The organism is Oryzobacter telluris (assembly GCF_043099285.1).
In the GTDB taxonomy this organism is placed as follows: Bacteria; Actinomycetota; Actinomycetes; order Actinomycetales; family Dermatophilaceae; genus Oryzobacter; species Oryzobacter telluris.
In genome coordinates this window covers 2,007,519-2,021,479 of the sequence record NZ_CP170723.1, presented here as the reverse complement: position 1 = coordinate 2,021,479, position 13,961 = coordinate 2,007,519, and the positions used below count along the sequence as shown (strand labels likewise).

At 67.8% G+C, this 13,961-nt stretch carries 8 protein-coding genes and 3 rRNA genes; all 11 read right to left on the bottom strand.

Annotated features, from left to right (window positions below):
* Positions 1–15 precede the first annotated feature (15 nt).
* The 11 genes from recN to tyrS all read right to left on the bottom strand — a co-directional run bounded on the left by recN (position 16) and on the right by tyrS (position 13,894).
* Positions 16–1,704: a DNA repair protein RecN gene (gene recN, locus ACFLFB_RS09180; protein WP_392541870.1), complete on the bottom strand. Its 1,689-nt coding sequence runs from the start codon at positions 1,702–1,704 to the stop codon at positions 16–18.
* Positions 1,701–2,636, bottom strand: coding sequence for an NAD kinase (locus ACFLFB_RS09175; RefSeq protein WP_392541869.1), 936 nt, complete (start codon positions 2,634–2,636; stop codon positions 1,701–1,703). The genes recN and ACFLFB_RS09175 overlap by 4 nt, the downstream gene beginning before the upstream one ends.
* Entirely contained in the window at positions 2,633–3,439 is an 807-nt protein-coding gene (locus tag ACFLFB_RS09170) for a TlyA family RNA methyltransferase (protein WP_392545402.1), read from the bottom strand. The genes ACFLFB_RS09175 and ACFLFB_RS09170 overlap by 4 nt, the downstream gene beginning before the upstream one ends.
* Before the next feature lie 10 nt (positions 3,440–3,449).
* On the bottom strand, positions 3,450–3,632 hold the full coding sequence (locus ACFLFB_RS09165) for a hypothetical protein (RefSeq protein WP_392541868.1): 183 nt from the start codon (positions 3,630–3,632) through the stop codon (positions 3,450–3,452).
* Positions 3,629–4,465, bottom strand: a complete 837-nt coding sequence (locus tag ACFLFB_RS09160; protein ID WP_392541867.1) for a histone H1-like repetitive region-containing protein — start codon at positions 4,463–4,465, stop codon at positions 3,629–3,631. Before ACFLFB_RS09160 ends, ACFLFB_RS09165 begins: the two co-directional genes overlap by 4 nt.
* Before the next feature lie 48 nt (positions 4,466–4,513).
* Positions 4,514–5,491 (bottom strand): HAD-IIA family hydrolase, encoded by a 978-nt coding sequence (locus tag ACFLFB_RS09155; protein ID WP_392541866.1) that lies wholly within the window; start codon positions 5,489–5,491, stop codon positions 4,514–4,516.
* A complete protein-coding gene (locus tag ACFLFB_RS09150) occupies positions 5,488–6,219 on the bottom strand; it encodes a tetratricopeptide repeat protein (protein ID WP_392541865.1) in 732 nt (243 codons plus the stop codon). The genes ACFLFB_RS09155 and ACFLFB_RS09150 overlap by 4 nt, the downstream gene beginning before the upstream one ends.
* 561 nt (positions 6,220–6,780) lie before the next feature.
* Positions 6,781–6,897: ribosomal RNA gene (gene rrf, locus ACFLFB_RS09145) — 5S ribosomal RNA — on the bottom strand.
* A 107-nt stretch (positions 6,898–7,004) separates the two neighbouring features.
* Positions 7,005–10,130, bottom strand: a 23S ribosomal RNA gene (locus ACFLFB_RS09140).
* Positions 10,131–10,491: 361 nt separating this feature from the next.
* Positions 10,492–12,023: ribosomal RNA gene (locus ACFLFB_RS09135) — 16S ribosomal RNA — on the bottom strand.
* Together the 16S, 23S and 5S rRNA genes form the textbook arrangement of a ribosomal RNA operon.
* A gap of 602 nt (positions 12,024–12,625) precedes the next feature.
* Complete coding sequence (gene tyrS / locus ACFLFB_RS09130; RefSeq protein WP_392541864.1) at positions 12,626–13,894, bottom strand: tyrosine--tRNA ligase; 1,269 nt, start codon at positions 13,892–13,894, stop codon at positions 12,626–12,628.
* Positions 13,895–13,961: the final 67 nt, after the last annotated feature.

Genomic DNA, 13,961 nt, shown 5'->3' with positions numbered 1-13,961 from the left:
TCGTGCCACGTCGGCTCAGGGCCGAGCGCGCGCCATCAGGTCACGAGCGTGCTCCAGCGCCGCGTCGGTGCCGGTGCCCCCGAGCATCCGGGCGAGCTCGGCCACCCGGTGCTCGCCCTCGACCTCGTGGACGCCGCTGCGCGTGACGTGGCCGTCGTCGGAGCGCTCGACCACGAGGTGCCGGTCGGCGTGCGCGGCGACCTGCGCGAGGTGGGTGACGACGACGACCTGGGCGTGCTGCGCGAGAGCGGCGAGCCGCGCCCCGACGTCGAGGGCGGCCCGGCCGCCGACGCCGGCGTCGACCTCGTCGAAGACGAAGGTGGGCACGGAGGTGGTGTCGGTGGCGGTGGCCACCTCGATGGCGAGCATCACGCGCGACAGCTCGCCGCCGGAGGCCGCGCGCGTCACCGCCCGCGGCGGGGTGCCGGGGCCGGAGGCGAGGCGGATCTCGACGTCGTCGCGGCCCTCGGTGCCGAAGCGCCCGGAGTCGTCGACCGCGACGGTGACGGTGGCCGAGCCCATCGCGAGGTGGCTCAGCTCCTCGGTGATGCGGGTGCCGAGCGCCCCAGCGGTGCTGGTGCGGGCGGCGGTGAGCGTGGCGGCGAGGTCGGCCCGCTCGGTCGTGAGGGCCACGACGTGCTCCTCGAGCTCGCCGATGCGGTCGCCGGTGCCCTCGAGCTCGTCGACCCGGCGCGCGGCCTCCTTGCCCCACAGGAGGACGTCGTCGACGGTCGGCCCGTAGAGGCGGGTGACGTCGGCGAGGGAGGAGCGACGCTGCTCCACGTGCTCGAGGCGGGCGGGGTCGACGTCGACGTCGGCGAGGTAGGAGCCGAGGTCGGCCGCGACGTCGGCGGCGAGGTAGCGCAGCTCGTCGACGCGGGTGCCGATCTCGGCGAGGGCGGGGTCGCTGCCGCTGACGGCGGCGATCCGGGCCGACGCGGTGGCCAGGGCCTCGAGGACGCCCGGCGCGGCCATCGTGTCGTCGTCGTCACCGGCGAGGGCGGTGTGGGCGTCGCCGGCACCGGCGCGCAGCTCCTCGGCGTGCCCGAGCCGCTCGGACTCGACGGCCAGCGCCTCGTCCTCCCCCGGCTGGGGGTCGAGCGCCTCGATCCGCTCGAGGCCGACCCGCAGGCCGTCGGCCTCGCGGGCGCGCTCGGCGGCGGCACCGCGCAGCTGCTCGAGCTCGGTGGCGGCGCGGGTGAGCTCGGCGTGCACCTCGCGGTAGGCGGCGAGGGCGTCGGCGACCGTGGCGCCGCCGAACGCGTCGACGACCTCGCGGTGCTGGTCGGCGCGCTTGAGGCGCCACTGGTCGGCCTGGCCGTGCACGGCGACGAGGTGCTCACCGAGCTCGGCGAGCAGCCCCACCGGGGCGGCGCGTCCGCCGACGTGGGCGCGCGAACGGCCGTCGGCGGAGACCGAGCGGACGAGGACCAGCCCGTCGGTGGTGTCTCCTCCGGCGTCGGCGGCACGCACGAGGGCAGGGTGCGCGTCGGGGAGGTCGATGACGCCCTCGACCACCGCGCGGTCGGCCCCGGTGCGCACGAGCGCGGAGTCACCGCGGCCCCCGAGCAGGAGGCCGAGGGCGGTGACGACCATCGTCTTGCCGGCCCCGGTCTCGCCGGTGAGGACGGTGAGGCCACGGTGGAGCGGCAGCACGGCCTCGTCGATGACCCCGAGGTCGCGGATGCGGATCTCCTCGATCACGGCGCCGGGTCCTCCTCGGCCTGCTGGCGCCGCGCGGCACCGCGCCACCCCTGCACGGGCAGCGCGAACTTCTCGACCAGCCGGTCGGTGAAGCCGCCGGCCGACAGGCGGGCCAGGCGCACCGGCTCGGAGGAGCGCTGGACCTCGATGCGGGCTCCCGGGGGAAGCCCCACGGCGCGGCGGCCGTCGCACCAGACGACGCCCCCGGCCGCGGTGTCGCGGACGACCTCGACGACGAGGCGGGAGTTCGGGCCGACGAGCACGGGCCGGGAGAACAGGGCGTGGGCGCTGATGGGGACGACGAGCAGCGCCTCGACGTCGGGCCAGACGACCGGTCCCCCCGCGGAGAACGCGTAGGCGGTGGAGCCCGTGGGGGTGGCCATGACGACGCCGTCGCAGCCCCACGTGGACAGCGGGCGGCCGTCGATCTCGACGGTGAGCTCGAGCATCCGCTCGCGCGACGCCTTCTCGACGGTGACCTCGTTCAGGGCCCACGACTCGAAGACGACGTGGCCGTCCTCGCGGGCGACGACCTCGAGGGTGGTGCGCTCCTCGACCGTGTAGTCCTGGGCGCAGATCCGCTCGACCGTGGCGTCGATGTCCTCGCGCTCGGCCTCGGCGAGGAAGCCGACGTGGCCGAGGTTGACGCCGAGGACGGGGGCGCCGCTGCCGCGGGAGAGCTCGGCGCCGCGGAGGATCGTGCCGTCGCCGCCGAGGACGACGACGAGCTCGCAGCCCTGTGCCGCACCGTCGTGCGCCACGGCCTCGACACCGCCGACGGCCGCGAGCGGGGTGCCGTCGAGCTCGTCGGCGGGGGCGGCGACGCCGATGCCCGAGGCGAGCAGCCGGCTCGCGACCTCGGCGGCCAGCTGCTGGGCCTCGGGCCGGCCGACGTGCGTGACGAGGAGGACGCGGCGCGACGGTGTCGTCATCGGCGTCCTCCCGTGGTCTCGGTGGTGAGCTCGCGCGCGAGGGCGCGCACCTGCTGGGCGCTCATTGTGTCCGACGGCACCGACCGCGCCCACAAGAGGTACTCGGCGTTGCCGGTGGTGCCGCTGATCGGGCTGGTCCGCAGGCCGTGGACGGACAGCCGCTGCGCCTCGACCGCGTCGAGGACCTTCTCCACCGCCGCCGCGCGGTCGCGCGCCGAGGTCACCACCCCCTGGCGGTTCAGCCGACCCTTGCCGACCTCGAACTGCGGCTTGACGAGCACGACGAGGTCGCCGTCGGGCGTCATCAGGCGGACGAGGTCGGCCAGGACGAGGGTGAGGGAGATGAAGGACAGGTCGGCGACGACGAGGTCGCCCGCTCCCCCGACGTTGTCGGGCTTGAGGCCGCGGACCGTGGTGCCGCTGCGCTCGACGACGCGGGGGTCCTGCGCCACCTCACGTACCAGCTGCCCGTGGCCGACGTCGACCGCCACGACCTGCGCGGCGCCGGCGGCGAGGAGCACCTGGGTGAAGCCGCCCGTGGAGGCGCCGACGTCGATGCAGCGCCGTCCGGCGACCGTGAGGCCGTCGGGGGCCCAGCCGTGCAGCGCGGCCGCGAGCTTGTGTGCCGCGCGGCCCACCCATCGGGGCCCGTCCTCGAGCACGGCGAGGACGTCGTCCTCCTCCACCGGGTGCGACGACTTGCGCGCCGTGGTGCCGCCGACCGTGACCAGGCCCGCGGCCACGAGCTCGCGGGCGTCGCCGCGGGAGCGCGCGAGCCCGCGACGGACCAGCTCGGCGTCCAGACGCGCGATGTCAGCCGCCGAGGTCGCTGAGGCGCGACTGGAGGGTCCGGTGCACCGCCTCGCCCGAGGCGAGCTGGGCGTCGAGGTCGTCGGCGGGCGCCGTGGCGAGGTCGCTCAGGGCGGCGTCGATGACGAGGTCGCCGGTCTCCGGGGGTGCGGGGGCCTCGTGGTCGTCGTGGTGGTGCTCGGTCACGCGTCGGTCCCGCCGCTCGTCGCCGTCGGGGCCGCGGGAGCCGTCGTCGCGGTCGAGCTCTTCTTGGCCGGAGCCTTCTTGGCCGGGCCCTTCGTCGCCGTCGTGACCGAGGCCTTCGTGGCGGGCGCCTTCTTCGCGGCCGGGGCCTTCTTCGCCGGGGCCTTCTTCGCCGGGGCCTTCTTCGCCGGGGCCTTCTTCGCCGGGGCCTTCTTCGCCGGGCCCTTCTTCGCTGCGGCCTTCGTGGCGGGCGCCTTCTTCGCGGTCGAGACCTTCTTGGCCGGCGCCTTCGTGGCGGGGGCCTTCTTCGCTGCGGCCTTCGTGGCCGACGCCTTCTTGGCGGGGGCCTTCTTCGCCGGGGCCTTCTTCGCTGCGGCCTTCGTGGCCGGGGCCTTCTTCGCCGGCGCGGACGAGGACGCAGCCGGGCGGGGCGCGACGCGGGCGGGCTCGGGCTCGACGTCGACGACGGTGGCCACGGGGCGTCCCGGCGTCGGGCGACCGGCGGCGGAGCGGGCGAGGTCGTCGACCTGCGCGGCGAGGGCGGCCACGGTGGCGCCCAGGCCCTGCACCTCGCTGATGAGGCGGCCGACGTCGACGCGCCCGAGGGCGGACTCGACCTCGGAGCGGACCAGCCGGACGACCTGCTTGCGGTTGGACTCGGCGGCGGCGAGGAGGTCGTCGGCCAGGCGGCCGGCCTCCTTGGCGACCTTCTTGCTCGAGCCCTCGACCCCGGTGAGGGTGAGCAGCTCGTGCGCGGCCTCCCTGGCCCGGCTGCGCGTCAGGTCACCGAGACCCGACGCGAGCTCGACGAAGCCGTGGATGGATCGCTTGGCCATGGGTCCTCCTCGCTGGGGCGACCGGTCGGTCGCGTCTGCGAGCCCACGCTACCGGTGCGTCACCTGCGCGAGCACCCGCTCGGCCACGGAGGTGAGCGTGGCCAGCTCGGTCGCGGGTGCACCGCGGTCGGTGGCGTCGTGCACGGCGGCGACGGCGGCCGCGAGGTCGACCAGGCTCGACCCGCCCGGCGACGGGGCCGACGGGTCGGCGTGGAGGGCGGAGAGGTCGGGCGCGACCCACGTCGGACGCCGGTGCCGGGGCGCCGCCAGGCAGGCGGCCAGGTCGTCGACCCCGGTGAGGACGAGCAGCGAGTCGGCACCCGCGGCCACGGCTCCCTCGATGTCGGTGTCGAGGCGGTCACCCACGGCGAGCACGGAGGTGACGGCGACCTGCAGGCGCCGGGCGCACAGGAGGTACAGCGGCGCCTCGGGCTTGCCGGCCACGAGGTCGGGGTCACGGCCCACCGCGCCACGCACCGCCGCGACGAGCGAGCCGTTGCCGGGGGCGACCCCGCGGTCGGTGGGCAGGCTCGCGTCGGTGTTGGTCGCCACCCAGAGGGCACCGTCCTGGGCGGCGTAGGCGACCTCGGCGAGGTCGCTCGCCGTGACGTCGGGCCCGTAGCCCTGGAGGGCAGCCACCGGGGCCGCCGCCCCGGAGCGGCGGTCCTGCGCGGTGACCGGTGACAGCCCCACCTCGCGCAGGGCCAGGGCGACGGCCGGTCCCCCGACGGCCAGGACCTGGGCGCCCGGCTCGAGCCGGTCGGACAGCAGCCAGGCGCCGGCCTCCGAGCTGGTCGCCACCATCCCCGGGGTACACGTGAGCCCGAGCTCTCGCAGGTGCTCGGCCACGACCTCGGCCGGTCGCGACGCGTTGTTCGTGGCGTAGATGACCGGCACGGTCACCGCGGTGAGGGCCTCGACCGCACCCGGGACCGCCGCCGGTCCGCGGTAGACCACACCATCGAGGTCGCTGACGACCGCGGCGTACCCGGCGACCAGGGGTCGCCCCGCCCGGGTCTCGGTCACTCGGTGGGCCGGGTGGGCTCGCCGTCGACGGCGTCCACGGTGTCGAGGTCGATGAGGTGGTCCTCGTCGTCCCCGGTGTCGGTCACCGCGATGCCGTCGATCTCCTCGAGGCGCTCGACCGCGTCGGTCTCGGCCTCGACGTCCCCCTCGGCCGCCTTGAGGAACCACTCGCGGGCCTCGTCACCGCGTCCGAGCTGGAGCAGGGCGTCGGCGTAGGCGTAGTGCAGCCGGTGCACGCCCGCCTTCGGCCCGCGCTTGAGCGCGGGGATCTGGAGGGCCAGCAGCGCCGCGTCGTCCTGCTCGAGGTCACGGCGGACGCCGGAGACGACGATGGCGAGCTCGATGCGCTCGTCCTCGGTGAGGGTGCGGGCCTCCGGGCTCGCGGCGAGGTCGAGGGCGCGGCCGTGACGGCCCAGCCCCCGCTCGCAGTCGACCATGAGCGGCAGCAGGTGCGAGGAGCCGCTGAGCCGGCGCACGGTGCGGAACTCGGTGAGCGCCCGCGCGAAGTCACCGCTGCGGTAGGCGACCATGCCGAGCGCCTCGCGTGCCGCGGGGACGCGCCCGGCGCGCCGGACCGCCGTCTCGGCGTGCGCCATGGCGGAGTCGATGTCGTCGGCCTCGAGGTGCGCCGCGACCATGACGAGGTGCTGCGCCACGCCCTCGGCGTTCTCCTTGGACAGGGTGCGCAGCTGCTGGTGCACCGAGCGGTCGAGCTCCTTGCCGGTCACCCCCTCGGGGATCCGGGGCTCGGGCAGCTTGGGGCCCTTGGGCGCCAGTCTGCTGCCGCCGCGCTGCTCACGGTCCTCGGTGCGCCCATCCCGACCGTCGCGCGCGTCACGGGGGCCACGGGACCGGTCTCCCGGAGGTCCACCCCGCCCGCGGTCGCCGCCGGGGCGGCCACCGGAGCTACCACGCACCGCTCCCGAACCGCCGCGGCCACCACGGTCGCCGAAGGACCGGCGCTCCCCGCCGGCACCGCCCGAGCCGCCGGGACCGTCGCGCCGAGGACCCCGAGCAGGACGCTCGGAGCCCGAGCCGCGGGACTCCCCGCGGTCGGCATGGTGACGACCGTCGTTCTCGGACACGCTGTTCTCCTTCATCGACCAGGGGGCTGCACGCAGCCGAACGTCAGCATACGGACCAGGGCACCGCGCCGCTGCGGCCGCCGGCGGGTGGCGTCTCCGACAGCAGTTGCAGCCGATTCGCGGCAATTGCGCCAATTCGGCGCGAATTGTTCGGGGGTATGCAAAAGGGGAGGGCTGGTGGGCCCTCCCCTTTTGGGAATGTTTGTCCGGCTGCGTCCTACTCTCCCACACCGTCACCAGTGCAGTACCATCGGCGCTGAAGGGCTTAGCTTCCGGGTTCGGAATGGGACCGGGCGTTTCCCCTTCGCTATGACAGCCGAAACTCTATGGAGATATCTTTGGTGGTTCACCCCTGTTGTGGGGGTGGTTCCCGACCGTATCTCGGGAACTGCACAGTGGACGCGAACACGCATTTTAAGTCTTTGGTGTGTATCAAGTTGTCGGCTTATTAGTACCAGTCAGCTGCATGCATTGCTGCACTTCCACATCTGGCCTATCAACCCGGTAGTCTAGCCGGGAGCCTCTCACACCTTACGGTGCATGGAAACCTCATCTTGAAGCGTGCTTCCCGCTTAGATGCTTTCAGCGGTTATCACTTCCGAACGTAGCTAATCAGCGGTGCCCTTGGCAGGACAACTGACACACCAGAGGTTCGTCCAACCCGGTCCTCTCGTACTAGGGTCAGCCCTTCTCAAGTTTCCTACGCGCACAGCGGATAGGGACCGAACTGTCTCACGACGTTCTAAACCCAGCTCGCGTACCGCTTTAATGGGCGAACAGCCCAACCCTTGGGAGCAACTCCACCCCCAGGATGCGACGAGCCGACATCGAGGTGCCAAACCATGCCGTCGATATGGACTCTTGGGCAAGATCAGCCTGTTATCCCCGGGGTACCTTTTATCCGTTGAGCGACGGCGCTTCCACAAGCCACCGCCGGGTCACTAGTTCCGACTTTCGTCCCTGCTCGAGATGTCTCTCTCGCAGTCAAGCTCCCTTGTGCACTTACACTCGACACCTGATTGCCAACCAGGCTGAGGGAACCTTTGAGCGCCTCCGTTACCTTTTAGGAGGCAACCGCCCCAGTTAAACTACCCACCAGGCACTGTCCCTGATCCGGATCACGGACCGAGGTTAGATATCCAGAACGACCAGAGTGGTATTTCAACGTTGACTCCACCGACACTGGCGTGCCGGCTTCACAGTCTCCCACCTATCCTACACAAGCCGTACCGAACACCAATACCAAGCTATAGTAAAGGTCCCGGGGTCTTTCCGTCCTGCTGCGCGTAACGAGCATCTTTACTCGTAGTGCAATTTCGCCGAGTTCGCGGTTGAGACAGTGGAGAAGTCGTTACGCCATTCGTGCAGGTCGGAACTTACCCGACAAGGAATTTCGCTACCTTAGGATGGTTATAGTTACCACCGCCGTTTACTGGGGCTTAAATTCTCAGCTTCGACCCGAAGGTCTAACCGGTCCTCTTAACCTTCCAGCACCGGGCAGGCGTCAGTCCGTATACATCGTCTTGCGACTTCGCACGGACCTGTGTTTTTAGTAAACAGTCGCTTCTCCCTGGTCTCTGCGGCCCTTTCCCCTAGGACGTGAAGTCCTTCAAGGTCTGGGCCCCCCTTCTCCCGAAGTTACGGGGGCATTTTGCCGAGTTCCTTAACCACGATTCACTCGATCGCCTTGGTATTCTCTACCTAACCACCTGAGTCGGTTTGGGGTACGGGCGGCTCGAACCTCGCTAGAAGATTTTCTTGGCAGCATAGGATCACCCTGCTTCCCGCATACGCGGTCACTATCAGGTCTCAGGATATGTGTGACACGGATTTGCCTATGTCACTCCCTACACCCTTGGACGTGGACAACCATCGCCACGCGGAGGCTACCTTCCTGCGTCTCTCCATCGCTTGACTACTACCAGCTCGGGTCGCGCGCTCCACACGGCCATGCCCACCTCGAAAGGTGGACTGCGGCCGGCTTCGGGCGCTTAGCATCACTAGGTTCGTCATGGGCGGTTCTTCGCCGGTTCCGGAATATCAACCGGATGTCCATCGACTACGCCTGTCGGCCTCGCCTTAGGTCCCGACTTACCCAGGGCAGATTAGCTTGACCCTGGAACCCTTGGTTATTCGGCGGACGGGTTTCTCGCCCGTCATTCGCTACTCATGCCTGCATTCTCACTCGTGTGGCCTCCACGGCTGGATCACTCCGCCGCTTCCCTGGCCACACGACGCTCCCCTACCCATCAACACGCTTGGACCACCAACCCGCAGGTGTGGTGGCCGGGCAATGTGTCAATGCCACAGCTTCGGTGGTGTGCTTGAGCCCCGCTACATTGTCGGCGCGGAATCACTTGACCAGTGAGCTATTACGCACTCTTTAAAGGGTGGCTGCTTCTAAGCCAACCTCCTGGTTGTCAATGCAACTCCACATCCTTTCCCACTTAGCACACGCTTAGGGACCTTAGATGGTGGTCTGGGCTGTTTCCCTCTCGACTACGGAGCTTATCCCCCGCAGTCTCACTGCCACGCTCTCACTTACCGGCATTCGGAGTTTGGCTAACGTCAGTAACCTGGTGAGGCCCATCAGCTATCCAGTAGCTCTACCTCCGGTAAGAAACACGTGACGCTGCACCTAAATGCATTTCGGGGAGAACCAGCTATCACGGAGTTTGATTGGCCTTTCACCCCTACCCACAGCTCATCCCCTCAGTTTTCAACCTAAGTGGGTTCGGCCCTCCACGACGTCTTACCGTCGCTTCAGCCTGGCCATGGGTAGATCACTCCGCTTCGGGTCTAGACCCAGCGACTCATTCGCCCTGTTCGGACTCGCTTTCGCTACGGCTTCCCCACACGGGTTAACCTCGCCACTGAGCACTAACTCGCAGGCTCATTCTTCAAAAGGCACGCTGTCACCCCACAAGGAGGCTCCAACGGTTTGTAGGCACACGGTTTCAGGATCTATTTCACTCCCCTCCCGGGGTACTTTTCACCTTTCCCTCACGGTACTTGTCCGCTATCGGTCACCAGGGAATATTTAGGCTTAGCGGGTGGTCCCGCCAGATTCACACGGGATTTCACGGGCCCCGTGCTACTTGGGATGGTTCTCTGGAGTGCACGCCATTTCGTCTACGGGGGTCGCACCCTCTGTGCCGGGCCATTCAATGCCCTTCGACTATGACGCACATTTCTGACTCCATGCCAGCGTGTCAGCACTGACTGAGAAGTCCCACGACCCCTTATCTGCAACCCCTGACAGGTATCACACAGATAAGGTTTAGCCTGATCCGCTTTCGCTCGCCACTACTCACGGAATCGCGGTTGCTTTCTCTTCCTGTGGGTACTGAGATGTTTCACTTCCCCACGTTCCCTCTACCCACCCTATGTGTTCAGGTGGGAGTGACTGGACTTGCCTCCAGCCGGGTTTCCCCATTCGGAAATCCTCGGATCACAGTCTGGTTATCGACTCCCCGAGGCTTATCGCAGATTCCTACGTCCTTCTTCGGTTCCTGGTGCCAAGGCATCCACCGTGTGCCCTTAAAAACTTGATGCACAAAGATTTAAGATGCTCGCGTCCACTGTGTAGTTCTCAACATACGGGCGGCCTCCCACCATGTTCGGCGCCTACACCCGCCAGCACCAAAGCTGAAGCGGAGCGGTTCGCACGAGGCAGGAGTCCTGACCAGCACAACTGGCCTGGGGGTGAGCTTGCGCCCGAACCCTCAGGACCCAACAACGTGTCAAGCACCTTCCCCACCCCGACCGCTTTCCACACCCCATACAGGGCTGTACTCGCAGGCCGGACCAGGTCCGGTGCCAACTAATCGATGTTCCACCCGTGAGCACCCGGTGCCCCACACTCGGGGGCAAACCGGGGCCTGGACCAGCGCTAGGCCGGCCAGTGCTCCTTAGAAAGGAGGTGATCCAGCCGCACCTTCCGGTACGGCTACCTTGTTACGACTTAGTCCCAATCGCCAGTCCCACCTTCGACGGCTCCCCCTCTTACGAGTTGGGCCACCGGCTTCGGGTGTTACCGACTTTCGTGACTTGACGGGCGGTGTGTACAAGGCCCGGGAACGTATTCACCGCAGCGTTGCTGATCTGCGATTACTAGCGACTCCGACTTCATGGGGTCGAGTTGCAGACCCCAATCCGAACTGAGACCGGTTTTTTGGGATTCGCTCCACCTCGCGGTTTCGCAGCCCTTTGTACCGGCCATTGTAGCATGTGTGAAGCCCAAGACATAAGGGGCATGATGATTTGACGTCATCCCCACCTTCCTCCGAGTTGACCCCGGCAGTCTCCCATGAGTCCCCAGCACCCCGAAGGGCCTGCTGGCAACATGGAACGAGGGTTGCGCTCGTTGCGGGACTTAACCCAACATCTCACGACACGAGCTGACGACAACCATGCACCACCTGTGTACCGACCTTGCGGGGCACCCATCTCTGGATGTTTCCGGTACATGTCAAGCCTTGGTAAGGTTCTTCGCGTTGCATCGAATTAATCCACATGCTCCGCCGCTTGTGCGGGCCCCCGTCAATTCCTTTGAGTTTTAGCCTTGCGGCCGTACTCCCCAGGCGGGGAACTTAATGCGTTAGCTGCGGCACAGATCTCGTGGAATGAGACCCACACCTAGTTCCCAACGTTTACGGCGTGGACTACCAGGGTATCTAATCCTGTTCGCTCCCCACGCTTTCGCTTCTCAGCGTCAGTAGTGGCCCAGAGACCTGCCTTCGCCATCGGTGTTCCTCCTGATATCTGCGCATTTCACCGCTACACCAGGAATTCCAGTCTCCCCTACCACACTCTAGTCTGCCCGTACCCACCGCAAGTCCGGGGTTGAGCCCCGGATTTTCACGGCAGACGCGACAAACCGCCTACAAGCTCTTTACGCCCAATAATTCCGGACAACGCTCGCACCCTACGTATTACCGCGGCTGCTGGCACGTAGTTAGCCGGTGCTTCTTCTGCAGGTACCGTCACTTTCGCTTCTTCCCTGCTGAAAGAGGTTTACAACCCGAAGGCCGTCATCCCTCACGCGGCGTCGCTGCATCAGGCTTTCGCCCATTGTGCAATATTCCCCACTGCTGCCTCCCGTAGGAGTCTGGGCCGTGTCTCAGTCCCAGTGTGGCCGGTCGCCCTCTCAGGCCGGCTACCCGTCGTCGCCTTGGTGAGCCATTACCTCACCAACAAGCTGATAGGCCGCGAGTCCATCCCAGACCGAAAAACTTTCCAAGTAGTAGCCATGCAGCTCTACTTCATATCCGGTATTAGCTCCGGTTTCCCGGGGTTATTCCAGAGTCTGGGGCAGGTTACTCACGTGTTACTCACCCGTTCGCCACTGATCACCCAAGAGCAAGCTCTCAAGATCACCGTTCGACTTGCATGTGTTAAGCACGCCGCCAGCGTTCGTCCTGAGCCAGGATCAAACTCTCCGTTGATGTTTGGTATCCACCCGAAGGTGAAAATCCATAAAACCACCACTAGGTGTAGTTCAAACCCCGGCTGAGCACAAACAACCAGCAAAAAAATCACTGCTTGTCCGTATCAACCAAAGGATAAAATCGTGCACCCCTGACACCCCCACCCGAACGGGCAAAGGACACCAAAGATGCGACGAGGTAAAACTTGGCATCGATTTTTGACACGCTGTTGAGTTCTCAAGGATCGGACGCGCACCGGACCACACACCGCGAGGCGTGGGATCGGGGGCTACCGTTCTGGGTCGTCGTCCCGGGCGTTTCCGCTCCGGGGCAACCACTCCAACTTACCTGTCCCCTCCCGCTCCGGTCAAACTCGCTCCGCGGTGCGGATCGGGCCGAAGACCAGGGCTTCGAGGGGGGTGGTCAGCTCGCGGGACCGGCCTGCTTGGTGATCGGGTGTGCACCCGAACCGCTTGGCGTCCGTTCCTCCCTCTCGGGCTGACGTCGAGAACACTAGAGGACGGACCGCCGACGTTCCAAATCGGTCGCCGTCCGAGCCGGATCCGACAACCGGATCCGCTGTGGCACAACGGATCCCGTCACCAACTCTGCCTCCGCGGTCAGGCCGGCGTCGCGACCCGACCTGCGGCGAGGTTCTTGCGCCCGCGTCGCAGCACGACGACCTCGCCGTGGAGCAGGTCGCCCTCCGTGAGCACGTGCTGGGCGTCGGTCACCTTCTCCCCGTTCACCGAGGCCCCGCCCTCGCCGATCGCGCGGCGCGCGGCGTTGCGGGAGTCGACGAGCCCGACGGCCACCAGGGCGTCGACGAGCGAGGTGCCCACGGCGACCTCACCACCGGGCAGCTCGGCCGTGGCCTCGCGCAGGGTCCGGGCGTCCAGCGAGCGCAGGTCGCCCTTGCCGAACAGGGCCTCGCTCGCGGCCTGGACCGCTGCCGTCGCGTCGGCGCCGTGGACCAGCGTCGTCACGTCGGCCGCCAGCGTGCGCTGGGCCGCGCGGCGCCAGGGCTCCTCGCGCACCTGCCGCTCGAGCTCGGCGACCTCCTCCTGCGAGCGGTCGGTGAAGACCTTGAGCAGGGCGACCACCGACGCGTCCTCGACGTTGAGCCAGTACTGGTAGAAGGCGTACGGGCTGGTCATCTCGGGCGAGAGCCAGATGGCGTTGCCGGCGCTCTTGCCGAACTTCTCCCCCGAGCTGTCGGTGAGCAAGGGGGTCGTCAGCAGGTGCACCGACGCCCCCTCGACCCGGTGGATGAGGTCGGAGCCGGCCGTGAGGTTGCCCCACTGGTCGTTGCCGCCGGTCTGCAGCGTGCAGCCGAACTGCCGGTAGAGCTCGAGGTAGTCCAGGCCCTGGAGGAGCTGGTAGCTGAACTCGGTGTACGAGATGCCCTCGTCGGAGTTCAGGCGCGCCGCGATGGCCTCCTTCTTCACCATCTGGTTCACCCGGAAGTGCTTGCCGATGTCGCGCAGGAAGTCCAGCGCCGACATCCCCTGCGTCCAGTCGAGGTTGTTGACGAAGACCGCGGGGTTCTCCCCCGCGGAGTCGAGGAACGGCTCCACCTGGGCCCGGATCGTCGCGACCCACTGCGCCGTCTGCTCCTTGGTCTTCAGCACCCGCTCGGCCGAGGGCCGCGGGTCGCCGATGAGCCCGGTCGACCCGCCGACGAGGCAGATGACGCGGTGCCCGGCTCGCTGGAGGTGCCGCAGCAGGACCAGCTGGACGAGGTTGCCGAAGTGGAGCGACGGGGCGGTGGGGTCGAACCCGCAATACGCCGTGATCGGCCCGTCGGCGAGTGCCTGGCGCAGCGCGGACTCGTCGGTGGTCTGCGCCACCAGCCCCCGCCACTGCAGCTCGTCGAGGATGTCGCTCACTGGTCGTTCCCTCTTCCTGGACGGTGCGCCGTGGCCGGATGCCGGGCGCCCGGGACAGCCTGCCACG